The sequence below is a fragment of the Kitasatospora sp. NPDC058170 genome, from assembly GCF_042883905.1.
Taxonomy (GTDB): domain Bacteria; phylum Actinomycetota; class Actinomycetes; order Streptomycetales; family Streptomycetaceae; genus Kitasatospora.
This window is the reverse complement of record NZ_JBHVUV010000005.1, coordinates 217254-239687: the sequence shown is the minus strand read 5'-3', so window position 1 is coordinate 239687 and position 22434 is coordinate 217254. Positions and strand designations below refer to the sequence as shown.

At 74.9% G+C, this 22434-nt stretch carries 17 protein-coding genes; 7 read left to right on the top strand and 10 right to left on the bottom strand.

Annotated features, from left to right (window positions below):
* The first annotated feature begins 22 nt into the window (after positions 1-22).
* Both ACFVVX_RS08470 and ACFVVX_RS08465 read left to right on the top strand, forming a co-directional pair.
* Positions 23-3973 carry a ricin-type beta-trefoil lectin domain protein gene (locus ACFVVX_RS08470; protein WP_387942835.1) on the top strand — a complete coding sequence of 1317 codons (3951 nt, stop codon included), beginning with the start codon at positions 23-25 and terminating at the stop codon, positions 3971-3973.
* A gap of 245 nt (positions 3974-4218) precedes the next feature.
* Complete coding sequence (locus ACFVVX_RS08465) at positions 4219-5253, top strand: glycosyltransferase family 2 protein (RefSeq protein WP_387942833.1); 1035 nt, start codon at positions 4219-4221, stop codon at positions 5251-5253.
* Positions 5254-5262: 9 nt separating this feature from the next.
* On the opposite strand, the gene ACFVVX_RS08460 is transcribed toward ACFVVX_RS08465, so the two are convergent.
* The gene (locus ACFVVX_RS08460; protein WP_387942831.1) at positions 5263-5889 is read right to left on the bottom strand and encodes a hypothetical protein; all 627 of its coding nucleotides are present in this window, start codon (positions 5887-5889) and stop codon (positions 5263-5265) included.
* 130 nt (positions 5890-6019) lie between these two features.
* On the opposite strand from ACFVVX_RS08460, the gene ACFVVX_RS08455 reads away from it, so the two are divergent.
* Positions 6020-8908 (top strand): FAD-binding and (Fe-S)-binding domain-containing protein, encoded by a 2889-nt coding sequence (locus ACFVVX_RS08455; protein ID WP_387942829.1) that lies wholly within the window; start codon positions 6020-6022, stop codon positions 8906-8908.
* 104 nt (positions 8909-9012) lie between these two features.
* Here ACFVVX_RS08455 and ACFVVX_RS08450 read toward each other — a convergent pair whose 3' ends face one another.
* Both ACFVVX_RS08450 and ACFVVX_RS08445 read right to left on the bottom strand, forming a co-directional pair.
* Entirely contained in the window at positions 9013-9477 is a 465-nt protein-coding gene (locus ACFVVX_RS08450; protein WP_387942827.1) for a CBS domain-containing protein, read from the bottom strand.
* A 151-nt stretch (positions 9478-9628) separates the two neighbouring features.
* Complete coding sequence (locus ACFVVX_RS08445) at positions 9629-10591, bottom strand: slipin family protein (protein WP_387942825.1); 963 nt, start codon at positions 10589-10591, stop codon at positions 9629-9631.
* A gap of 148 nt (positions 10592-10739) precedes the next feature.
* On the opposite strand from ACFVVX_RS08445, the gene ACFVVX_RS08440 reads away from it, so the two are divergent.
* Positions 10740-11528 (top strand): uracil-DNA glycosylase, encoded by a 789-nt coding sequence (locus ACFVVX_RS08440; protein ID WP_387942823.1) that lies wholly within the window; start codon positions 10740-10742, stop codon positions 11526-11528.
* Positions 11529-11597: 69 nt separating this feature from the next.
* On the opposite strand, the gene ACFVVX_RS08435 is transcribed toward ACFVVX_RS08440, so the two are convergent.
* From ACFVVX_RS08435 to ACFVVX_RS08425, 3 genes are all read right to left on the bottom strand, one after another.
* Entirely contained in the window at positions 11598-12485 is an 888-nt protein-coding gene (locus tag ACFVVX_RS08435) for a CHAD domain-containing protein (RefSeq protein ID WP_387942821.1), read from the bottom strand.
* A 197-nt stretch (positions 12486-12682) separates the two neighbouring features.
* Positions 12683-13069, bottom strand: a complete 387-nt coding sequence (locus ACFVVX_RS08430; protein WP_387942819.1) for a hypothetical protein — start codon at positions 13067-13069, stop codon at positions 12683-12685.
* Entirely contained in the window at positions 13066-13680 is a 615-nt protein-coding gene (locus ACFVVX_RS08425; protein ID WP_387942817.1) for a hypothetical protein, read from the bottom strand. Before ACFVVX_RS08425 ends, ACFVVX_RS08430 begins: the two co-directional genes overlap by 4 nt.
* A gap of 209 nt (positions 13681-13889) precedes the next feature.
* On the opposite strand from ACFVVX_RS08425, the gene ACFVVX_RS08420 reads away from it, so the two are divergent.
* The 3 genes from ACFVVX_RS08420 to ACFVVX_RS08410 all read left to right on the top strand — a co-directional run bounded on the left by ACFVVX_RS08420 (position 13890) and on the right by ACFVVX_RS08410 (position 16302).
* Positions 13890-14567 carry a hypothetical protein gene (locus tag ACFVVX_RS08420; protein ID WP_387942815.1) on the top strand — a complete coding sequence of 226 codons (678 nt, stop codon included), beginning with the start codon at positions 13890-13892 and terminating at the stop codon, positions 14565-14567.
* 188 nt (positions 14568-14755) lie between these two features.
* Positions 14756-15574 (top strand): DsbA family protein, encoded by an 819-nt coding sequence (locus tag ACFVVX_RS08415; RefSeq protein WP_387942813.1) that lies wholly within the window; start codon positions 14756-14758, stop codon positions 15572-15574.
* A gap of 68 nt (positions 15575-15642) precedes the next feature.
* The gene (locus tag ACFVVX_RS08410) at positions 15643-16302 is read left to right on the top strand and encodes a vitamin K epoxide reductase family protein (RefSeq protein ID WP_387942811.1); all 660 of its coding nucleotides are present in this window, start codon (positions 15643-15645) and stop codon (positions 16300-16302) included.
* Between the two features lie 100 nt (positions 16303-16402).
* On the opposite strand, the gene cydC is transcribed toward ACFVVX_RS08410, so the two are convergent.
* From cydC to ACFVVX_RS08390, 4 genes are all read right to left on the bottom strand, one after another.
* Entirely contained in the window at positions 16403-18175 is a 1773-nt protein-coding gene (gene cydC / locus ACFVVX_RS08405) for a thiol reductant ABC exporter subunit CydC (protein ID WP_387942809.1), read from the bottom strand.
* Positions 18172-19890: a thiol reductant ABC exporter subunit CydD gene (gene cydD / locus ACFVVX_RS08400; RefSeq protein WP_387942807.1), complete on the bottom strand. Its 1719-nt coding sequence runs from the start codon at positions 19888-19890 to the stop codon at positions 18172-18174. Before cydD ends, cydC begins: the two co-directional genes overlap by 4 nt.
* 68 nt (positions 19891-19958) lie before the next feature.
* Complete coding sequence (locus ACFVVX_RS08395) at positions 19959-21008, bottom strand: cytochrome d ubiquinol oxidase subunit II (protein ID WP_387942805.1); 1050 nt, start codon at positions 21006-21008, stop codon at positions 19959-19961.
* 60 nt (positions 21009-21068) lie between these two features.
* Positions 21069-22379 carry a cytochrome ubiquinol oxidase subunit I gene (locus ACFVVX_RS08390; RefSeq protein ID WP_387942803.1) on the bottom strand — a complete coding sequence of 437 codons (1311 nt, stop codon included), beginning with the start codon at positions 22377-22379 and terminating at the stop codon, positions 21069-21071.
* Positions 22380-22434: the final 55 nt, after the last annotated feature.

The following is a 22434-nucleotide window of genomic DNA, read 5'->3' as shown; positions in this document are numbered from 1 at the left end:
ATCCGCTCTCGGCGGACTTGTTGTGGGAGCCGCCGGAACGGCATTCGCCGACGACCGGCCGTTCGCCGTCAAACCGGCCCAGAGCACGCGGCCCGAGGCGCTGCCGACACCGCCGCCGGGCGGCCCGCTCCAGGCGGCCAGGCTCAAGGCGAAGGCCACCGGAAAGCCGGTCACGGTCGACGAGTTGACCACCGAGAGCTCGCTCACCGTCGCCGAGCCGGACGGCAAGGTGACCCTGACGACCCATCTGCAGGCCGCCCGGGTCAGGAAGGCCGACGCCTGGACCCCGGTCGACGCCGGCCTCGCCCGCAACCAGGACGGCAGCTGGTCACCCCGGGCCACCCCCTCGGGCGTGGCGCTCTCCGGCGGCGGCACCGGCCCGCTGGCCACGCTGACCGACAAGGCCGGCCGCAGCCTGGCCCTCACCTTCCCGGTCACGCTGCCGAAGCCGACCGTGAGCGGATCCGGCGCCCGGTACCCGGAGGTGCTGCCGGGCGTGGACCTCCAGGTCGACGTCACCGACCAGGGCGCGGTGCGCGAGGTCCTGGTGGTGAAGGACGCCAAGGCCGCCGCCGACCCGCGGCTCGCCTCGCTGCGGCTGACCACCTCGGCCAAGGACCTCACCGTCTCCGCCGACGAGGCCGGCGGCGTGACCGCGCGGGCGGCCGACGGCACGGCGGTGTTCAGCACGCCGGCCCCGGTGATGTGGGACTCGGCGACCGCCGCTCCCGCGGCGGCTGCCAAGCCCGAGGGCCGCGCCGCCAAGTCGGCGCCCGGCGCGGCCGAGGCGGCCGCGCAGCCCGCGGCGGGCCCCGCCCAGCCGTCCTCCACCGACGGTCCCGGCGACGGCGCGAAGATCCGCCCGATCGGCGTGCGGGCCGAGGCCGGCGCGCTGACGCTCACCCCCGACGCCGGCCTGCTCGCCGGCGAGGGCACCACCTGGCCGCTGTACATCGACCCGACGTTCACGCCCACCGCGCCGATGGGCACCAACCACTTCGTGCAGGTCATGGAGGGCTGCCCCTCGCCCGGGTCCCAGCTCGACAAGGAGCAGCCCAAGGGGCAGGGCGCCGGCTACCAGCAGTACCAGGACAACTGCTTCGGCATGGAGCGCTCGTACTACGAGTTCGACACCTCGGCGCTGAACAGCCGGATGTACATCGCCGAGGCCACGGCCTACTTCTACGAGACCTACGGCGCCAACCACGACTGCAACGCCGAAGCGCCCGTCACCCTGAAGTGGATGAAGGACGCCATCGGGAGCGGGACGAACTGGCTCAACCAGCCGAGGTGGCACCAGGACCTCGACACCAAGCGGCCCAAGAGCGCCTACTGCAGCCAGCAGCCGGTGAACTTCGACGTGACCGGCGCCGCGCGGGAGGTCGCCCAGGGCGGGATCCAGCAGTGGACGCTCGGCCTGTTCGGCGACGAGACCCGCTCCGCCGGCAACTACGGGTTCATGCGCTTCAACAAGAACCCGTACATCCAGGCCAAGTACGACATCGCCCCGAACACCCCGGACTCGATGGACACCAGCCCGGCCTCGCAGAACCCGTCCGGCCCGGCCTGTGGCGGGGGCCAGCCCGGCTGGATCGGCATGACCACCCTGGCGGGCGACGCCTCGAACATCACGCTCAACGCGTACGCCTCGACGCCGATGTCCGGCAACAACCTGGTGGTCGGCTTCCACACCTGGGACAACATGGTCGACGACGGCCACGGCAATCCGTCCGACGCCACCTGGCGGGCCAGCGAGCCCATCGGCTCGGCCGGCTGGGGCCGAGCCAACATCGGCGGCCGGGTCTCCGACGGCCACCAGTACGGCTGGAACGCCTGGGCCTCCGACGGCCTGCTCGACAGTCCCGGGTCGGCGTACTGCTACTTCAACGTGGACCTCACCGCGCCGTCCCTCGCGCAGTTCACCCCCCTGCAGTCCTTCCCGCCGCTGGGCAGCGGCCTGAAGCCCACCGCCCACGCCGGTGACCAGGGTGTGAGCATCACGGTCAGCAGCAACGACCCGACCCCCGGCGGCTGCACCCGCGGCTCGTGCATCAAGAGCGGCGTGCGCGGCTTCCAGTACGCGCTGGACGACAACATCCCGCCGGTGGGCGCCAACTTCAAGGAGGCCGCCCCCGACGCCGACGGCACCGCCGTCGCGGACATCCCGATCAACCTCCCCCGCGACCAGTGGGGCACCCACCGGCTGTACGTCCGGGCCGTGGACGGCGCGGGCAACACCCAGCCCGAAGCCGCGGTCTACGACTTCTACGCCCCCTGGAACCCGGCCAACAAGGTCATCCCGGGAGACGTGAGCGACGACGGCACGCCCGACTTCCTCGCCCCCGACTCCCAGGGCAACCTCACCCTGCTGCCCGGCAACGCGGACGTCACCGCCGCGCCCGTCGTGTCCTCGGCCAAGAGCCAGAGCCCCGAGCACGACAGCTGGAACAACTACCTGATCGCCCACCGCGGTTCCGTCACCGAGCGCAGCGTCGACGACCTGATCGCCTACAACAAGGGCACCCACAAGCTCTACGCCTACCTCAACGACGCCTCCGCCGTCCCCGCCGGCACTCCGGGCCACTTCAGCCTCGGGACCTTCATGCCGCTCGGCGTGTCCGGCAACTGCGCGAGCGGTATCGACGGCACCTGGGACAACATCACCCAGCTGGTCTCCCCGGGCGCCTACGGCAACCCGCGTGGCCTGCCCAACGTGATCACCGTGGAGAACAACCTCCTGCGGTTCTACGTGGGCGATTACACCGGCGGCTGCCGGCTGAGCGCCGGCGTCACCCTCGGCGACGGCGACTGGTCCGGGGTCACCCTGCTCACCCCCGGCACCGTGGGCGGCACCCCCACCCTGTGGGCCCGCGACAACGTCACCGGCGCGGTCCTCAGCTACCCACTGGCCTTCGGCGCCGACGGCACGCCCACCGGCACGCTGCACGCCCCGGTCCACCGTCCGCTGGTCTCCGCCGTCAAGGACGCGGCCGGCGCGAACATGTGCGCCGACGTCGACCACGGCTGGACCGCCAACGGCACCACCGCCCTCCTGTGGAACTGCGCCGCCGGCAGCCCCAACCAGCAGTTCACGCTGGGCGCGGACGGGCTGGTGCACGTCCTCGGGAAGTGCCTCGACATCCGCGGCGAGGGCACCGACAACGGCTCCGACGTCGTGCTCTGGGACTGCTCCGGCGGCAACAACCAGAAGTGGGAGGCCGGCACCATCCCCGGCACCCTGCGCAACCCGGTGTCCGGGCGCTGCCTGGGCGTCCCCGACGGCCTGAACACCCCGGGCAACCACCTGATCATCTGGGACTGCTCCGCCGACGTCAGCCAGAAGTGGGACGGCGCGGGTGCGGCCGGGCAGCTCACCCCGCAGGCCGCGCTCACGCCCGGCTTCACCAGTGCCGAGTACCCCGGTCTGGAGTCGCCGGGCGATGTCCACGGCGACGGCTTCCCCGACCTCTACGCCACCGGCGCGGACGGTCGGCTCAGCCAGGTCCCCGGCACGGCGGCCGAGAACGGGCTGGCCCGCTTCGGCGCCCCGATCACGCTCGGTGTACCGAACCGGCCCACCGGCTACCACGTCCGCTCGGCCTACGACGGCGGCAAGTGCCTCGACCACTACGGGCCGATGCTCGGGCACGACGTGGCGATCTACGACTGCTGGAACGGGGTGAGCCAGAAGTTCACCTTCGCCCCCGACGGGACGCTCCGCGCCGGCGGGTACTGCGTCGGCGTCCGTGACAACGGCATCTACAACGGCTCGTCGGTCGCCGTCCTGGACTGCCTCGGCGAACCCGGCCAGCAGTGGACCCTGCGCAGCGACGGGAGCCTGTTCAACCCCAACTCCAAGCGCTGCCTGGAGATCCCCGGCTGGGACAACACCAACGGCCGGTCGCTCGACATCTGGGACTGCATCACCGGCAACCGCAACCAGCTCTGGAACCTGTCCGTCAACACCGCCTGATCCACCGCACTCCCCCGCGGGCCCGCAGCGCTTCGTGTGCTGCGGGCCCGCGGCCTGCCTGGGGCTGCCCGCTCCTGCCCGTCCGCGCCGCCCTCCGGTATCCGCCCGCCGACCGTCTGACGTGCACGCGACTGGTGCACGGGGTGAAGATATGGCGTACACGAAGCCCATTTGCCGGTATTGACCGCAATCACAGACCGTCAGGGCTTTGCCACCCCCCGCGGGCGCTCCTACGCTCCGGCCTCATGCCCTCACCCCTGATCAGCGTCGTACTCCCCGCCTACGACCAGCAGAAACAGCTGACGGACTGCCTGGACTCACTCCTCGCCCAGTCCTTCCGCGACTTCGAGGTCATCGTGGTCGCGGACCGCTCCCCCGGCACCCCGGCCGACCTCGTCGACGCGTACGCGGCCCGGCACCCGCGGGTGTCCGTACTGCACCTCAACGCGGCCGTCGGCGTCGGCGTCAGCCGCAACGCGGGCGCCGCGCGGGCCCGCGGCGAGTACCTGCTGTTCCTGGACGCCGACCACCTGCTCCCCCGGGACGGCCTCGGGTCGCTCGCCGACCGGCTCGACCGGACCGGACCGGTGGACCTGCTGCTCTTCGGGCACACCCGGCGGCACGGCGGGCGCGACTGGCCGGGCGGCGCGGAGTCGCTGCTGGCCGAGGCCGGGCCCGAGCCGTTCGGGCCGCTGGACCACCCCGAGCTGTTCGGCGCCCCCGCGCTGGCCTGGGACAAGCTGCTGCGCCGCGGCTTCTGGCAGGACGCGGGGCTCGCCTTCCCCGACGGCCGGTACGAGGAGATCCCGCTCGCCCACCAGGCGCTGCTGGCCGCCGGACGGATCGCCGTCCTGCCGCGCGCCTGCGTCCAGCTGCGGCGCCGGGAGACCGTCCACCCGGCCGGCTCGCCGGGCAGCAGCCGGTTCGACATCTTCGACCAGTACGAGCGGAGCTTCGCCCTGCTGGACGAGCTCGCGGCCGACCTGCCCGGCTCGGCTGCCGCCCGCGACGCGCTGTTCACCAGGATGATCCGGCACTACCTGTTCGTCTTCGACCTCGCCGGGTGCGTGGCCCGCGCCGAGCGCCCGCAGTTCTTCCACCGCGCCGCCGAGCACCACCGCCGCTTCCAGCCGGCCGGGCACCGGCGGCCCGGCGGGCGCGAGGGCGTGAAGTTCTCGCTGCTCGCCGGGGGCGCCTACCCGGCCTTCGAGATGGCCAAGCTCTCGCACATCGCCCGCGGGACCCTGACCGGCACGGCCCGCCGCCGCGCCTCGGCCTGACGGCGGACCCTACACGTGGGCGGTGCCCCCGTCGGCGGCCATCGCGGCCGCGATCCGGCGGGCGGTGTCGGCCCGCTCCTCGGCGGGGGCGGGCGGCAGGGCGTCCATCCACAGCGCGAGGGTGGAGCCGCGCAGCTGCATCATGCCCTCGGGCCTGGCCAGCAGCCAGAAGTGCAGGTGCGAGGCGCCGTCGCCCCACCTGTTGACGTGGACCCGGCCGATCCCGCCGAGCGACAGCAGCGCCGCCTCGACCCGCTGGAGCATCGGGCCGATCTCGACGGCCCGCTCGGGCGGGAGGTCCAGCAGGTCGTGGTGGGCGCGGGGCTGGAGCAGCACGACGGCGGGCAGCCCGGAGGAGGCCTGCGAGGCGCTCAGCCGCCAGTGCGCGTCCGTCCAGAGGAAGTCCTCGTCCGGGCGGGCGCACTGCCCGCAGCTGTCCGGTCCGCCGTCACCGTGCCGGGGCGGCTCGGGCAGCTCGGGGGCGTCCAGGACCTTGATCCGGAGGTCGCCGTCGTACGGGAAGATGTCCCAGGAGTGGGCGCCGTCGGCGCGCAGCGGCGGCCGCTCGCCGATCGGCAGCCGGGCGAGGAAGCGGCCGGGTCCTGCGGTGCCGTCGGCCGGGGAGTCAGTGATCATGGCAGTCGAGAGTGCCATATGACATTTCGTCGGCTGCACACCGGGGTGGCCGGAGGCGGCCGGACCCGCCCGGCTGGGATGATCGGCGGCGGTACGAAGGACACCCCGCCCCGCCTCCGGGAGGACCCACGTGAGCCGCCCCTCCGCCGCCGCCGGTGCCGATCTCGCCCGCGAGCTGGCCGCCACCCTGCGCGGGGACGTGCGCTTCGGCGCCGCCGAGCGCACCGTGTACAGCCACGACGCCTCCAACTACCGCCACCTGCCGCTCGGTGTGGTCAAGCCGGCCGACCTGGACGACGTCCGCACCGCCCTCGCGCTCTGCCGGCAGAACGGGACGCCCGTGGTGGCGCGCGGCGCCGGGACGAGCATCGGCGGGCAGGCGATCGGCCCGGGCGCCGTAATCCTCGACTTCCGCCGGTACCTGGGCGCGGTGCTCGACGTGGACCCGGAGCGGCGGACCGCCCGGGTCGAGCCCGGAGCCGTCCTGGACGACCTCCAGCGCGCCGCCCGCCGCCACGGCCTGCGGTTCGGACCCGACCCGTCCACGCACAGCCGCTGCACCCTCGGCGGCATGATCGGCAACGACTCCTGCGGTGCGCACTCGGTGGCCTGGGGGCGGACCTCCGACAACGTCGAGACCCTGGACCTGCTGCTCGCCGACGGCACCGAACTCACCGTCGGCGGCGCGCTCACCCCCGCCGAGCGCGCCGCGCTCCGCGCGCTCCCCGGCCGGGCGGGCGAACTCCACCACACCCTGCAGGAGTTCACCGAACGGAACCTGGCCGTGATCCGCCAGGGCATGCCCGAACTGCCGCGCCGCACCTCCGGCTACCCGCTGGACGCCCTGCTGCCCGAGCGCGGCCACCACCTCGCCCGCGCGCTCACCGGCACCGAGGGCACCTGTGCGCTGCTGCTCGGCGCCACCGTCCGGCTGGTCGAGGAGCCGCCCGCGCGCGCCCTGGTGGTGGCGGGCTACCCGGACGAGAGCGCCGCGGCCGATGCCGTCCCCGCGCTGCTGCCACTGCGCCCGCTGACCGTCGAGGGCATGGCCGCCGACCTGGTCGCCGCGCTGCTCGCCGCCGGCCCGCGCCCGCCCGCCCTGGACCGGCTGCCCGACGGCGCCTGCTGGCTGTTCCTGGAGACCGGAGGCGCCACCGGGGCCGAGGCCCTCGACGCCGCCCGCCGACTCGCCGACGCCGTACGGCGCGAGCGCACCGCCACGGTCTCGGTGGTCACCGACCCGGACCAGCAGCGGCAGCTCTGGGCCGTCCGCGAGGCCGGCGCCGGGATCGTCACCCGGCTGCCCGGCGGCGGGGAGGCCTGGCCCGGCTGGGAGGACTCCGCCGTCCCGCCCGAGCGGCTCGGCGACTACCTGCGCGACCTGCGGGCCCTGCTGCGCCGCCACGGCCTGCACGGCATCCCGTACGGGCACTTCGGCGAGGGCTGCGTCCACCTGCGGATCGACTTCCCCCTGGCCGAGCCCCGAGGCCTGCCGGTCTTCCGGGAGTTCATGGAGCAGGCCGCCGACCTCGCGGTCTCCTACGGCGGCTCGCTGTCCGGCGAGCACGGGGACGGCCAGGCCCGGGCCGAGCTGCTGCCCCGCATGTACCGGCCCGAAATCATCGACCTGTTCGGTGAGTTCAAGCGGATCTGGGATCCGGAGCGCCTGCTCAACCCGGGCGCGCTGGTCGACCCGCGCCCGCTCGACGCCGATCTGCGCTTCTCCGGGCCGGTCCGCGAACTGCCGCTCGCCCTGCCGTACGAACACGACGACGGCAGCCTGCTGAAGGCGGTGCACCGCTGCGTGGGCGTCGCCAAGTGCGTGGACACCAGCACCGGGGTGATGTGCCCCAGCTACATGGCCACCGGCGAGGAGCGCCACTCCACCCGGGGCCGGGCCCGGCTGCTCGCCGAGATGCTGCGCGGCGAGGCCGTCCCGGACGGCTGGCGCTCGCCGGAGGTCCGGGAGTCGCTGGACCTCTGCCTCGGCTGCAAGGGCTGCGCCAGCGACTGCCCCGTCCACGTCGACATGGCCGCCTACAAGACCGAGTTCCTCCACCAGCACTACCGGCGCCGGGTGCGGCCCGTCGCGCACTACTCGATGGGCTGGCTGCCGCTCTGGCTGCGGGCCGTCGCACTGGCGCCCGGCGCGGCCAACCTGATCGCCCGCTCGCCCGCCGCCGGGCTGCTCAAACGGCTCGGCGGCGTGGACCGGCGGCGGGTGATCCCGGTCTTCCCGCCGGAGACGTTCAGCCGCTGGTACCGCCGCCACCGCGCCGCGCACCCGGCGCCGGCGGGCGCCCGGCCCGTCCTGCTCTGGCCGGACACCTTCTCGGACCACCTCCAGCCGAACGTGCTGCGCGCCGCGGTGGAGGTGCTGGAGCACCTGGGCTTCGACGTCCGGCTGCCGGACGGGCCGGTCTGCTGCGGGCTGACCTGGTACTCCACCGGCCAACTCGGCGCCGCCCGGCGGGTGGTGCGCCGCAGCCTGCGCGCGCTGGCCGCCGCCGGGCTGCCCGCCGACACCCCGGTCGTCGGCATGGACCCGAGCTGCACCGCCACCCTGCGCGAGGATCTGCCCCGGCTGCTCGGCCCCGACGGCCGCCCGCTCGCCGAACGCACCCGCACCTTCGCCGAGTTCGTCGACGAGTACGCCCCCGACGCCCCGCTCCCCCACCTCCCCGTCGACGCCGTCACCCAGACCCACTGCCACCAGCACGCCGTGCTCGGCACCGCCGCCGACCGCCGCGTTGAGGCCCGGCTGGGGCTGCACAACCGGGTGCTCGACTCCGGCTGCTGCGGGCTGGCCGGCAACTTCGGCTTCGAGCAGGGGCACTACGAGGTCTCCACCGCCATCGCCGAACGGGTCCTGCTCCCGGCGGTCCGCGCCGCCGGCCCCGACACCGTCCTGCTGGCGGACGGCTTCAGCTGCCGCACCCAGATCTCCCAACTCGCCGAGGGCCGCCGGGCCCTGCACCTCGCGGAGCTGATCCAGCGGGCGCTCCGCGAGGGGAGGTAGGGCCGCGCGGCTCCATCACCGGCCGGCGGACGGGCATGCTGATCCGGCGGGCTGGCCGCCCTGACCGCCACGGTCGGCTGCCGGGGTTAGCCGGCGCCGACGCACTACGCGCCCTGCGGCTGCTGCACCTCCGTCGACCTCGGCGTCTCCTCGGCGCAGACCGCCGACACGAACTCCGCGAGCCGCGCCTGGGGCATCCCGCGCGCGATGTCCGCCTCGCTGATCATCCCGACGAGTTCGTGCTCCGGGTGGTTGATCACCGGCAGCCGCCGCACCCGGTGCTGCTCCATCATCCGCAGCACCTGCTCCACGTCCTCGTCCGCCTCGACCGTCATCGGCCGGCCCTGGGCCAGCTCGCCCGCCGTCACCTTCGCCGGGTCGAGGCCCTCGGCGACGCACTTCAGCACGATGTCCCGGTCGGTCACGATGCCCAGCAGCTTCTGCCTCTCACCGCAGATGGGCAGCGCCCCGACGTCGCGTTCCCGCATGATCCGGGCCGCCGCGGCGAGCGTCTCCTGCTCGCCGATGCACTCCGCGCCCGGGTGCATGATGTCTCCGGCTCTGGTCATGATCGGCCTCCTGACCTGCCTGCCACTCCCGTGACTCCATCCTGGTCCGGTCCCGGGAGCGCCGCCACCGGGCACGTCACCAGGCACGTCACCGGCACCACCGGCACATCACCCGGGCCGCACGAGGGCCGCACCCGGCGCAGCGCCGGGCTCAGGCCGCCGTCCGCGGGGCTGCCGGGCCCGCGCCGCCGCCGTTCTGCGAGGGCTCGGGCAGCGGGTCCAGCGGCGACCGTTCCAGCAGCTCCTCCAGGGGCGGCAGTTCCAGCTGCTCCACGCCCGGCACCGGCGCGTCCAGCGCGCCCGGCACGCCCTCGGCCGCCGCCACCGACCCCTCCGACGCCGGCTGCGCCTGCCGGTGGGTGTCCGTCGCGGCGTCCAGGAACCGCAGCAGCTCCACCGGGAACGGCAGCACCAGCGTCGAGTTCTTCTCCGCCGCCACCTCCACCACCGTCTGCAGCAGCCTCAGTTGGAGCGCCGCCGGGGTCGCGCTCATCACCGCCGCGGCCTCCGACAGCCGCGCCGACGCCTGGAACTCGCCGTCCGCCGTGATGATCCGCGCCCGGCGCTCCCGCTCGGCCTCCGCCTGCCGGGACATCGAGCGCTTCATCGACTCGGGCAGCGCGACGTCCTTGATCTCCACCCGGTCGATCTCGATGCCCCAGCCCAGTGCCGGACTGTCGATCATCAGCTCCAGGCCCTGGTTGATCGGTTCGCGGTTGGCGAGCAGATCGTCCAGCTCGCTCTTGCCGATGATCGAGCGCAGCGAGGTCTGCGCGACCTGGGAGATCGCGAAGTTGTAGTCCTGCACGTTGACGGTCGCCTTCACCGGGTCCTCCACCCGGAAGTACACCACCGCGTCCACCCGGACGGTGACGTTGTCGCGGGTGATGCCCTCCTGCGCGGGGATCGGCATCGTCACGATCTGCACGTTCACCTTGCGCAACCGGTCCGCCACCGGGAGCATCCTGACCAGCCCCGGCTCCCGGATCTGCTCACGCACCCGGCCGAAGCGGAACACCACCCCGCGCTGGTACTGCTGGACGACCCGGACGCTCAGCCCGGCCCAGATCGCCGCCAGCACGATGGCCACCACCACCGCATCGATAATCAGCATCGCGGTCTCCTCGCGCCCAGCACCGCGCCCCGGCCGTCGCGACCCGGCCCAGCCGGGGACCGCCGGAGCAGCTGCTTCCACGCTACGCCTGCCGGAGCACCGCCGGAACGGCCGGGCCGTACGCCCTCGAAGCCCTACGATCATCCCCATGCCGCAGCCCGTCGACGAAGGCCCCGCCGCCGACCCCGGCCACCCCCGCCACCCCGCCGAGGCCGCCGCCCGGGCCGACGGGCTGGCCGCGCTGGACCGCGTCGTCACCGGCTGCCGAGCGTGTCCACGGCTGGTCGAGTGGCGCGAGGAGACCGCCCGCACCAAACGCCGCGCCTACCGGGACTGGGACTACTGGGCCCGCCCGATCCCCGGTTTCGGACCGGCCGACGCCCCGCTCGTCCTGGTCGGCCTCGCCCCCGCCGCGCACGGCGCCAACCGCACCGGCCGGATCTTCACCGGCGACCCCTCCGGCGACCTCCTCTACGCCGCGCTGTACGACCTCGGCCTGGCCAACCGTCCCGAGTCCGTCCGCCACGGAGACGGACTGCGCCTGGACGGCGTCCGCATCACCGACCCGGTCCGCTGCGCCCCGCCCGACAACAAGCCCAGCACCGCCGAACGCGACACCTGCCGTCCGTGGATCACCCGCGAACTGGAGCTGCTGCGGCCCACCGTCCGCACCGTCGTCGCCCTCGGCGGCTTCGCCTGGCAGGCCCTGCTCCCGGCCGTCGCCGCCGCCGGCTGGCAGGTCCCCCGGCCCCGGCCGGCCTTCGGACACGGCGCCCACGCCACCCTGCCCGGCACCGACGGCGGCCCGCCGCTGGAGCTGTACGGCTGCTACCACGTCAGCCCGCGCAACACGAACACCGGCCGACTCACCACCGCGATGCTCCGCGAACTGCTGCGCACCGCGGCCCGCTCGGCGGGCCTCTCACCCCGTACCTGAGGCCTGTCCTGTCCGCCCGGACCGCGAACCGTCGACATCGGGCTCGGCAGCGCCGTCGGCCGTCAGCCGTCAGCCGTGGAAATGCGCGAGTGCGGGCTCCGCCGCCCGGGCCCACACCGCCGGCAGGCTCCGCCGTGCCGCGTCGGCGTCCGCCAGCTGCCGCGCGTACAGCACCCCGTACCCGAAGGGCTCCCCCGAGGGCGCGGCCTGTTCGCGCAGCGCGGCGGCCGCCACCACCGCGTCCTGGTGCTCCCCGAGCAGCTCCTGCACGGCCTTCATCCGCTCGGTGTACCGCTGCGCCGCGTGCCCGGCCGCCGGCTGCGCCGTCTCCCCCGCGTACCGGGCCCGCTTCGCCGCCTTCCGCGCCTCGTGCAGGGCCGCCGCCCGCTCCGGACCGGCTCCCTGCACCGCGAGCGCGAGCCGGATCCGCTCCGCCGTCCGGCTCTGCTCCCGCGCCGCGATCCGGGCCAGTTCCGGCCCCGCCGGACGCCCGGCCCGCCCGCGCAGCGGGGGGTCGGCGAGCAGCACGGCCAGCGACTCGCCCAGGGCGCGCCGGCGCGGGCTGTCCACCGCCGCGACCACCTCCGGCCAGTCCCGCCGGTACTCCTCCCGCTCCCACCGCCGGAGCGCCGCGACGACCCGGTCCGGACCGCACTCCGGTGGCAGCTCCCGCGCCCGTGCGACCAGCCGCTCGCCCAGCACCTCCCGGTCGCGGGCCCGCCCGAGCTCCGCGCCCAGCCACCGCAGCTCGGCCACCAGCCCGTCGGCGGCACCGGTGCGCAGCAGTCGCCGGTACGTCCGCAGGGCGCTGCGCAGGCGCCGGCAGGCGACCCGCATCCGGTGCACCGCGTCCGGCGCGTCCGCCCGTACGGCGTCGTCCAGCCCGGCCAGCACCTCGGCCTGCGCCCCGATCCGCTCCAGCAGGACGGTGCCCACGGTGGTCTCCGCTGCTGCCATCGGCGCTCACCCTCTCGACGGGGCCTTCGAAACGCCTTCCAGGCTAGCCCGCCGGCCGGTGGCCGGGGGCGCGCCGGGCGGTGGCCCGAGGCGCGGAGTCAGGGAGGTGCCCTCGCGGGTGTGCTGATCCGGTCGGGCCCGCTCCCCACCCCCGCCGACATCCTGACCCGGCGTCAGCTCGGGGCCGGGGCGGGCTCCTACGGCCGCAGTTGGATCGCCAGGGACATCGAGTAGCCGACCAGGGCGGCGAAGAAGCACACCGCCGTGATGTAGCGCGGGCTGAAGGGGAGCCCCGCCAGGGCGGGGTAGAGCAGGACGGCCACCCCTGCGGCGAGGTCGGCGGCGTAGAGGCCCCGGGGCGGGACGAGCCCGGTGGTGTGGGAGGCCCAGCCGGTGGCGATCAGGAAGCTGGTGAGGAGGATGAAGCCGGAGAGCAGGCCGGAGCCGATGCTGGCGAGGGTGGCATGCGGTTCGGGCGGGATCTCGCCCTCGGCGACGGCGGGGCGAAAGCGGTGGGCGACGGCGAGGGCGGTGACGGCGACCGCCACGGCCGCGGCGGCGCTCAGCAGGGGGCCGGGGTTCATCGGCGGCTCCGGTGGGTCGGGTGGTGGCCGATCGCTGCGGCGAGGGCGGCCGGGATCAGGGCGGTGAGGAGCAGCACGGCCGTCCAGACGACCGGGTCGAGCCCGGCCGTGGCGGGGCCGGCGGCGGGCGGCGGGGGTGCGGCGACGACGGCGATGGTCGCGGTCGTCGAGGCGGTGGGAACGGTGGGAGTCGGGGTGGGAGTGGGGACCGGGCTCGGTGACTGCCACGGCGCGGGCGCGGCGGCGAGCGGTCCGACGGGCTTCGTCGGCCTCCCGGGTGCGGGCGAGGACGCGGCCGTGGTCCGCGGGGGTGCGGGGCGGGCGGTCGACGGGTCGGCCACCGGAGCCGGGTGGGTGGGTGACGGCGAGGGCGCTGCGGAGGCCGAGGGTGGTGGCGGCGCCGGAGCGGCGGGGGTGGCGGAGGCGGTCACGGAGGCGGAGGGAGAGGCCGTCGGGTTCGGGCAGTACGGCGGCGGGTGCAGCGTCGGCGGCGCGGGCGGGTGGGGTGGCTGCGGCGTGGGCGGATGCGGCAGGTGCGGCAGGTGCGGTGTCGGCGGCGCGGGTGCCGTCGGCGGCACCGGCGGGGTCGGCAGGCCGGTGGCATGGTCCATCGCCCGATTGTCGGATCGCCTCCGCCCGGTCCGGCAGCCCTTGACGGTCTTTCAGCGCGCCGCCCGGCCGCAAACCCATCGCCCCGGTGAACTCCCCACCCCCGCCCCGCGAACGAACGACCGCCGACGGGCAACCTGTTCGACCGCGAGCGGGCCGACTCCTGAGGCACTCTCGTGCGGGCGGTAAGCCTCGTGGCATACTCCGGGGCATGACGCCTTCCACCCACGCGACCAGGGCCCTGCGGGCCGCGGTGTTCACCGCGCTCGCCGTGCCGCTGTCCGCGCTGGGCCAGGTCGTCATCACCGGTCGCCCGCTGCCGCTCAACCTGGTGGCGGCCGCGACCGCCGTCGTCTTCCTCCTCGCGACCGCGCTGGCCGGCGGGGAGCGGCGGCTGCTGCACATCTCGGCCGTGCTGGTACCGATCGAGCTGCTGCTCAACACCACCTTCAACCTGGGCCAGTCCGGCTGCGGTCCGGTCCTCGGGGCGGAGCACGCCCCCGCGCGCGGCATGAACCTGCTGGTCTGCGGCGGCGGTTCGGTGGACGGCTCGCTGTTCTCCGGGCCGCTGGGGCACGCCGGGGCGATCGCACCCGCGGCCACCCAGCTGCTCGTCCTGCTCGTGCACCTGCTGGTGGCGCTGGCCGCCGCCGCCTGGCTGCGCCTGGGCGACGCCGCCCTGTCGGGCCTGGCCCGTGCCCTGCGCGCGCTGCGCCAGTCGCTCGCGGCCCCGCTGCGGGCCCTGCTCCTGCTGCTGGTCCCGGCGGTGGAGCGGCCGGTGCTGCGGGTGCCGCTGCCGGTCTCCGACCGGCTGCTCCCGCGCCGCGAGGACGTCGTCCTCAGCCCGGCGCCCCGGCGCGGTCCGCCGGCCTTCGCGCCTGCCTGCTGAGCCCCGACCGGCCCGGACCGTCTCCGCGACGTCCCCCGGCACCGCGGCGGACCTCGTCGCACGCCCGCAGGCAGCGCGCTCCTCCTGACCAGACCACTCGCGACGGCCGGCGCCCTCCCGCGCCGCGCGCCGCGCCGAGGCGGCGATCCCGCGCGCACCGCGCGCCCCGTACAGGAGTCGACCCACCCATGAACCAGCCCAACATCCGTAAGCAGTCCCAGCGCGTCAGCGCCCGCGAGCGCATCCAGGAGGCGCAGCGCCTGGAGGAGCTGGCCGCCGGCCGCCGGCGGCGGATCGTCGTCGGCGTCTCGATCGTCGCCGTGCTCGCGCTGGCGGGCGGCACCGCGCTGGCGATCAACGCGGCGGGCGGCGACGGCAAGTCCTCGGCCCCGTCGGCGGCCGCCGAGCCGACGGCCCTGGTCGTGCCCGCCAACGCCTCCGGTCCGGACGGCACCCTGGTGGTGTACGGCAAGGCCGACGCCGCGCACACCCTGCAGGTGTTCGAGGACTTCCGCTGCCCCGTCTGCAAGAACTTCGAGGAGAGCAACGGCGAGACGGTCAGGAAGCTGGCCGACGACGGCACGGTCAAGGTCGAGTACCACCTGGCCGCGTTCCTGGACAAGAACCTCGGCGGCAAGGGCTCCCGGACCGCCCTGGCGGCCGTCGGCGCCGCGCTGAACGAGGGCGTGGACAAGTTCAAGCAGTTCCACGACGTGCTGTACGCCAACCAGCCGGACGAGCGCGAGGACGGCTTCGGCAACGTCAACCACCTGCTGGAGCTGGCCGACAAGGTGCCCGGGCTGAAGTCGGACGCCTTCGTGAAGGCGGTCACCGAGCGGACGTACGCGCCGTGGGCGGCCAAGGTCGCGGAGGCGTTCAACGGCAGCGGGGTCACCGGCACGCCGACGGTGAAGCTGGACGGCAAGCCGATCACGCTGTTCAGCGGCAACCGCGCCGTGACGCCCGAGCAGTTCACCACGCAGGTCAAGCAGGCCGCGGGCTTGTAGTGAGCACCACCGGCCCGGCCGACGTCCCGGCCGGGCCGGTCCCTTCACACCCACCGGAGTGCTCTGCCATGACCGCCCCGACCGTCGTGAACCCCTCCCGCCCCGCGGCCGCCGACGACTCGCCGTCCGGCCGCGCGCCGATCGGCGCGAGCCGGCCGTTCGCCCTGCTCCTGCTGCTCGGCGGGCTGCTCGGACTGGCCGCCTCGGCCGTCCTGACCTTCGACAAGCTCCGCATCCTGGAGAACCCCTCCTACGTCCCGAGCTGCAACATCAACCCGGTGATCAGCTGCGGTTCGGTGATGCGCACCGAACAGGCCGGGGTCTTCGGCTTCCCCAACCCGCTGCTCGGCCTGGCCGCCTTCGCCGCGCTGGCGGCGATCGGCGCGGGGCTGCTGGCCGGCGCCGCCCACCGCCGCTGGTTCTGGCTGGGGCTGCACGCGGGCACCCTGCTCGGCGTGGTCTTCGTCCACTGGCTGATCGACCAGGCGCTGTACGAGATCGGCGCGCTCTGCCCGTACTGCATGGTGGTCTGGGCCACGGTGATCCTGCTGTTCTGGTACACGACGCTGCACAATCTGCGCACCGGCGTGATCCCGGTCGGTCCACGCCTGCGCCCGGTGGTGCGCGAGGCCGCCCGCTACCACTGGGCACTGCCCGCCCTGTGGGCGGCGGTGATCGCCCTGCTGATCCTGAACCGGTTCTGGTACTACTGGAGCACCCTGCTCTGACCCGCTCCGACCTGTCCCACGCAACCCGAGTTCCGTGTCATCGGGCCGACGGGACTGGAGCACCAGAGCCGAACGGCTGCCCACCCGGGCGTTGCACGTGTCACCGGATCGCAGGCGTCTCCCGTGTGGGAGAGGTGGCGGCGAGGCGGCCGTCGGTGAGGGTGAGGACGTCGTCGACGGCGTCGAGGGCGGCGTCGTCGTGGGTGACCAGGAGGGTGGTGCGGCCGCGGGTGGCGTCGAGGATGTCGGCCAGGACGGCGGCGGCGGTGTCCGGGTCGAGGCCCTCGGTGGGTTCGTCCAGGACGAGGACCGGCGGGTCGGCGAGCAGGGCGCGGGCCAGCAGCAGGCGTTGGCGCTGGCCGCCGGACATGGTGGCGCCGTCGCCGCCGAGCACGGTCTCCCAGCCCTCGGGGAGTGACTCGATCCAGTCGAGCAGCCGGGCCCGGCGGGCGGCCTCGCGCAGGGCCTCGTCGGTGGCGTCGGGGCAGGCCAGGCGCAGGTTGGCCCGGATCGTGGTGTGGAAGACGTGGGCGTCCTGGGTGACGCCGGTGATCACGCGGCGGACGTCGGCGCCCGCGCAGTCGCGCAGTTCGCGCCCGCCGACCCGGATGCTGCCGCTCTCGTACGGGACGAACCGCATCAGCGCCGCGATCAGCGTGGACTTGCCGGAGCCGCTGGCGCCGAGGAGCGCGACCCTGCGGCCGGGCGCCAGCCGCAGGCTGACGCCGTCGAGGGCGGCCGGGCCGTTGGCGCGGTGGCGCACCCGTAGGTCGGTGATCTCGACGCCGAGCGGTCCGCCGGCGGGCAGCGGGGCCGGGTCGGCCGGGTCGCTGACCGGGGCCGAGGTGTCCATGAGGTCGGCGAGCCGACGGGCGCCGGCCCGGACGTCGGCGAGCCGGCGGGCGGCGGCGGGCAAGCCGGCCAGGGCGTCGAAGGAGACCAGGGCGAGCACCGCGAGGACGGTGAGGTGAACGGCGGGCAGCCGGCCGTCCGCGTGGGCGTTCAGGCCGAGCCAGGTGACGCCGACCGTGGCCGTGGCCTGGAGGAGCAGGACGACGGCGGAGCCGAGCGAGGTGGTCAGGGCTCTGCGGCGTTCCAGCGCAGCGATCCGGGCGGTGGCCGCGCCCGCCCGCGCGTGGACGCGGCCGCAGGCGCCGTACGCGGCGAGGTCCGCGGCGCCCTCGGTCAGGTCGACAGTGAGTGCGGCGAGTTCGGCGCGCGCGGTCTTCTCCGTGCGGGCGGCCCGGCGGGACAGCGCGAGCACCAGGGCGGGCACCAGCAGGCCCGCCACGGCGAGCAGCGCCCCGAGCAGCAGTCCCGCCCAGGGGAGCAGGGTGAGGGCGGTGCCGGTGGCGGCGAGCGCGACCAGGCCGGCGGCGGTGACCGGGAGCAGAACGCGCAGCAGCAGGTCCTGGGCGGCGTCGACGTCGTCGACCAGGCGGGTCAGCAGGTCGCCGCTGCGGAACGCCGGGGTGCAGGCCGGGGCGAGCGGGACGAGTGCCTCGTACACCCGGGCGCGGAAGTCGGCGACGGCGCGCAGCGCACCGTCGTGGCCGAGCAGGCGGTCGGCGTAGCGCAGGGTGCCGCGGCCCAGGGCGAGGGCGCGGACGGCGACGACGGCGAGGGCGACGGCGGAGATCGGCGGCTGTTCGGCGGCGCGGGTGATCAGCCAGGCGGCGGTGGCCGTCAGGGCGGCGCCACTGAGTTCGCTGCCGGCGGCGGCGAGGGCAGCGGGCAGCAGCCGGTGCCAGTACGGGAGGAGGTGGCGCAGCAGACGGAGGACGGGGCGGGGACCGGGGGCGGTGGCGGGCTGGGAACCGGGGGTGGCGGCGAGCCGGGGTACGGGGGCTCCGGGGCGCGGTGGACGGGTCATGCGGGCACCAGCCCGTCGGCGGCCAGGACGCCCGCCCGGACGGTGACGGTCCGGTCGGTGTACGGCAGCAGGCTCGTGCGGTGGGCGACCACGATCGCGGTGCGCCCGCGCATGAGGTCGACGGTGGCCCGGGTGACCGTGGCCTCGCTCTCCGGGTCGAGGTGGGCGGTCGGCTCGTCGAGCAGCAGCACGGGCGCGTCCTTGAGGAACGCGCGGGCCAGGGCGATCCGTTGGCGCTGTCCGGCGGACAGCCCGGCGCCGTGCTCGCCGAGCGGCGTGGCGTACCCCCGCGGGAGCGCGTCGACGAAGCCGTCGGCGCAGGCGGCCCGGGCGGCCGCGCGGACGTCGGCGTCGGTCGCGTCGGGGCGGCCGAGGCGGATGTTGTCGGCGACGGTCGTGGCGAACAGGTGCGGGCGCTGCGGCACCCAGGCCACCTGGGCGAGCCAGGCCTCGGGGTCGAGCGTGGCGAGGTCGGTGCCGTCGACCAGGACCCGGCCCGCGCCGGGGGTGACGAAGCCGAGGAGCAGCGCGAGGAGGGTCGACTTTCCGGCGCCGCTCGGGCCGACCAGGGCGAGGTGCTCGCCGGGGTGGACGGTGAGCGAGACGGCGTCGAGGGCGGGCGCGGCGCGGTCGGGGTGGTGGACGGTCACCCCGTCGAGCCGCAGCCGCGCGGTCCGGGCGTCGGGGCAGGGGACAGGGCCGGGGCCGGCGGGGACGGGGCTGGGCGGGACGGCGGCGGTGGCGGTGGCGGTGGCGGCCACCGTCGGCTCCTCCTCGTCGAGGACGGCGAAGACCCGTTCGGCCACCGTGATGCCCTCGGCGCTGTCGTGGAACGCCGCGCCCGCCGCGCGCAGCGGCAGGTAGGCCTCGGGGGCGAGGAAGAGGACGACCAGGGCGGTGCGCAGGTCCAGGTCGTCGGCCAGCAGCCGCAGGCCGACCGGGACGGCGACCAGCGCCACCGACAGGGTGGCGACGGTCTCCAGCACGAGGGAGGAGAGGAAGGCCACCCGCAGCGTCCGCATGGTGGCCCGGCGGTGGGCGTCGGCCATCTCCCGCACCACCCCGGTCTGGTGGTGCTCACGGCCGAACGCGCGCAGCGTCGGCAGTCCGGCGACCACGTCGAGGAAGTGGCCGCCGAGCCGGGCGAGCAGCCGCCACTGCCGGGCGGTGCGCCGGGCGGTGTGCATCCCGACGAGTGCGCCGAACACCGGGATCAGCGGGAGCGTGATCACGACGATCAGCGCGGAGCTCCAATCGGTCCACCACAGCCATCCGACGACCACGAGCGGGACGACGGCGGTGGCGGCCATGGTGGGCAGGTAGCCCGTGACGTACGGGTCCAGGGCGTCGAGGCCGCGGGTGAACAGGGTGGCCGTCTCGCCGTGCCGGCGGGCGGCCAGGCGCCGGGGGCCGGTGCGCCGCAGGCGTTCGGCGAGGCGGTCACGCAGCACGCGCTTGGCCTCGGCGGCGGTGCGCTGGGCGAGGGCGCCGCGGACCCAGGCCAGCAGGGCGCGCAGGGCGAGGACGGTTCCGAGGGCGGCGAGGACGGTGGTCCGCGGGCCGTGTCCGGCGAAGCCGTCCGCGAGCAGGCCGGCCAGCAGGCCGGCCTGGCCGACGACGAGTCCGGCGCCCAGCAGCGCGAGTCCGACTGAGGTGGTCAAGTGGTGGCGCAGCACGTGGAGTTCGCGCCGAAGGCGGTGTTCGACCGGTTTCATCCCGTGGTCCCTCCCGGGTGTTGCCGCCGGCCGCGTGCCGCGCGTGGCGGGCGGCCGGCGGCGGTGGGTCAGAAGTAGTTGGGGTGGCGCCGGCCGGTCCGGCCGCGGAACGCCCACCAACTCCAGGCCTGGTAGGCGAGGATCACCGGGACGACCACCACGCCGAACCCGGTCAGCAGCTTCAGCGTGGCCCGGTCGGCGACGGCGTCGGCGACGGTGATCCCCGCCCCGGAGGACGCGACCAGCAGGTAGGGGTACTGGCCGGCTCCGACCAGCAGCACCGGCAGCGCGGTCGCGGCGCAGGTGGCGGTGAACGCCAGGGCGTCGTTCCCGCGGGTCAGGTGCCACCAGCCGGCCGCGAGGGCCGCCTCGACGAGGGCGAACAGCACCGCCGAGGTGCCCGGCCTGGTCATCGAGGCCCCCGCCCCGAACAGTGAGAGCACCAGCGCGAGGGCGCCCGCGACTCCGGCCGCGGCGACCAGAGTGGCGCCCATCCGCCGTGCGGTGGCGGCGAGTTCGGGCTCCGAGCGGAGTGCGACGAATGCCGCGCCGTGTCCGGCGAAGAGCAGCGCGGTGGCAATCCCGCAGGTCAGCGCGAACGGGGCGAACACGTCGCCGGCGCCGATGTGGAAGGAGCCGTCCGCCCGGCGCGGCACGCCGTGCAGCAGCAGGCCGACCACGATGCCCCAGCACACGGCGGGCAGTGCGCCGCCCAGCACCACCAGGGCGTTCCACCGGCGCAGGGCCCGGGGGTCGCGGGAGCGGCCGCGCAGCTGGACCGCGGCGCCGCCGAGCACCAGGCCGACCAGGATCGCCACGATCAGCGGGTACAGGCCGGACAGCAGGCTGCCCTCCAGGTGTGGGAAGGCGCCGAACGTCACGCCGGCGAAGGCGACCAGCCAGACCTCGTTGCCGAGGAAGAACGGGGCGAGCGCGTCGAGCGCGGCGTTCCGTTCCCGCGGACCGGTCGGGGTGCCGCCGGAGGTACCGCTGGAGGTACCTCCGGCGGTACCGAGGAACGGGGACAGCATCTGGACGCCGTGGTCGTAGCCGCCGAGCGTGAAGTAGCCGGCGAGCAGCAGGCCGAGCAGGGCCAGCCAGAGGGTCTCCAGGCTCATGTGGACCAACCTTCCGTCATGTCGGTGGAGTTCATCTCGGTGCGGGGCCGGTGGTCCGGTTCAGAAGGCCGGGACCGGCTGCTTCCCGTCGGAGCCGCCCGCACCGGGCAGGTCGTCGGCAGGCAGGTCGCCGGCAGGCAGCTCGCCGGCGCCGAGCTGGGCGCCGTCCGGACCGCGGCGGGCGAAGCGGGCGATCAGCGTCCAGTTGGTCACCGCGAGGGCGGTGAAGACGGCGATGAACACCACGCAGGACACCGTCAGGGATCCCCTGCCGACGTTCGAGAGCGCGTCCTCGACGGTCAGCTCCCCGTAGACGAGCCACGGCTGGCGTCCGATCTCGCGCACCACCCAGCCGCCGACGGAGGCGATGAAGGGCAGCGGGATGGTCGCGGTCATGAAGTAGGCGAGCCAGCGTTTGCGCACCAGCAGGTCCTTCAGCAGCAGGAAGGCGGCGACGAACGTGATGGTCGACACCGTGTTGCCGAGGATCGTCATCAGGTCCATCGAGTTCCTCACCCAGCCCTGCCAGGGCACGTAGTCCCCGGCGCCGTGCTGGGCGACCAGCCGCGCCTGCTCCTCGGCGACGCCGCTGCCCTTCAGGAGGGCCGCCTTCATCGGCTGGGTCCGCTCGATCACGGGGATCTGCAGGTTGCCGACGATGATGACGAAGAACGAGGCCGCCATGCTGATCCAGACGCCCAGGCGCAGCGAGCTGCGGAACAGCGCGGTCTCCCGGGTGCCCTTGGCGAAGTGCCAGGCACTGATGCCCGCGACGAACATGCCGCCGGTGGTGAGCGCGGCGAGGGCGAGGTGGCCGAGCGCCACCAGGGCGTTGGCGTTGGTCAGCAGCGCGCCGAAGTCGGTCAGGTAGGCGGCGCCGTCGCGCACCTCGTAGCCGACCGGGTGCTGGAGGAAGCCGTTGGCGACCAGGATCCAGAACGCCGAGGCGTACGCGGTGAGGGCGACCAACCAGATCAGCGTGACGTGCACGCCGCGGCGCAGCCGGCCCCAGCCGAAGATCCACATGCCGAGGAAGGTGGACTCGGCGAAGAAGGCGATGAGGGTCTCCAGCGCCAGCGGGGCGCCGAAGACGTTGCCCGCGAACTTGCTCAGGCCGCTCCAGCTGAGTCCGAACTGGAACTCCATGACGAGGCCGGTGACGATCCCGACCGCGTAGTTGATGACGTAGAGCTGGCCCCAGAAGCGAGTCATGCGTTCCCGTACCGCGCGAGTGGCGGGGTCCCGGGTGTACGCGGCCCGGGTGTGCATGATCGCCACGATGGGGACCAGCCCCATGGTGAGGATGACGAACAGCCAGTGCACGCTGGTGGTGGCCGCGAACTGGAGTCGGGCCAGATCCGCAGCGCTCATGATGCGACCTTCCTGGGGGGCGGTCGGCCTCCGGGTCGGCAGGCGGACAGGGGAG

Coding starts and splice junctions, on each gene's coding strand:
- ACFVVX_RS08465 (WP_387942833.1), top strand. CDS start 4,219: ATGCCCTCACCCCTGATCAGCGTCGTACTCCCCGCCTACGACCAGCAG.
- ACFVVX_RS08460 (WP_387942831.1), bottom strand. CDS start 5,889: ATGATCACTGACTCCCCGGCCGACGGCACCGCAGGACCCGGCCGCTTC.
- ACFVVX_RS08450 (WP_387942827.1), bottom strand. CDS start 9,477: ATGACCAGAGCCGGAGACATCATGCACCCGGGCGCGGAGTGCATCGGC.
- ACFVVX_RS08445 (WP_387942825.1), bottom strand. CDS start 10,591: ATGCTGATTATCGATGCGGTGGTGGTGGCCATCGTGCTGGCGGCGATC.
- ACFVVX_RS08440 (WP_387942823.1), top strand. CDS start 10,740: ATGCCGCAGCCCGTCGACGAAGGCCCCGCCGCCGACCCCGGCCACCCC.
- ACFVVX_RS08435 (WP_387942821.1), bottom strand. CDS start 12,485: ATGGCAGCAGCGGAGACCACCGTGGGCACCGTCCTGCTGGAGCGGATC.
- ACFVVX_RS08430 (WP_387942819.1), bottom strand. CDS start 13,069: ATGAACCCCGGCCCCCTGCTGAGCGCCGCCGCGGCCGTGGCGGTCGCC.
- ACFVVX_RS08425 (WP_387942817.1), bottom strand. CDS start 13,680: ATGGACCATGCCACCGGCCTGCCGACCCCGCCGGTGCCGCCGACGGCA.
- ACFVVX_RS08420 (WP_387942815.1), top strand. CDS start 13,890: ATGACGCCTTCCACCCACGCGACCAGGGCCCTGCGGGCCGCGGTGTTC.
- ACFVVX_RS08415 (WP_387942813.1), top strand. CDS start 14,756: ATGAACCAGCCCAACATCCGTAAGCAGTCCCAGCGCGTCAGCGCCCGC.
- ACFVVX_RS08410 (WP_387942811.1), top strand. CDS start 15,643: ATGACCGCCCCGACCGTCGTGAACCCCTCCCGCCCCGCGGCCGCCGAC.
- cydC (WP_387942809.1), bottom strand. CDS start 18,175: ATGACCCGTCCACCGCGCCCCGGAGCCCCCGTACCCCGGCTCGCCGCC.
- cydD (WP_387942807.1), bottom strand. CDS start 19,890: ATGAAACCGGTCGAACACCGCCTTCGGCGCGAACTCCACGTGCTGCGC.
- ACFVVX_RS08395 (WP_387942805.1), bottom strand. CDS start 21,008: ATGAGCCTGGAGACCCTCTGGCTGGCCCTGCTCGGCCTGCTGCTCGCC.
- ACFVVX_RS08390 (WP_387942803.1), bottom strand. CDS start 22,379: ATGAGCGCTGCGGATCTGGCCCGACTCCAGTTCGCGGCCACCACCAGC.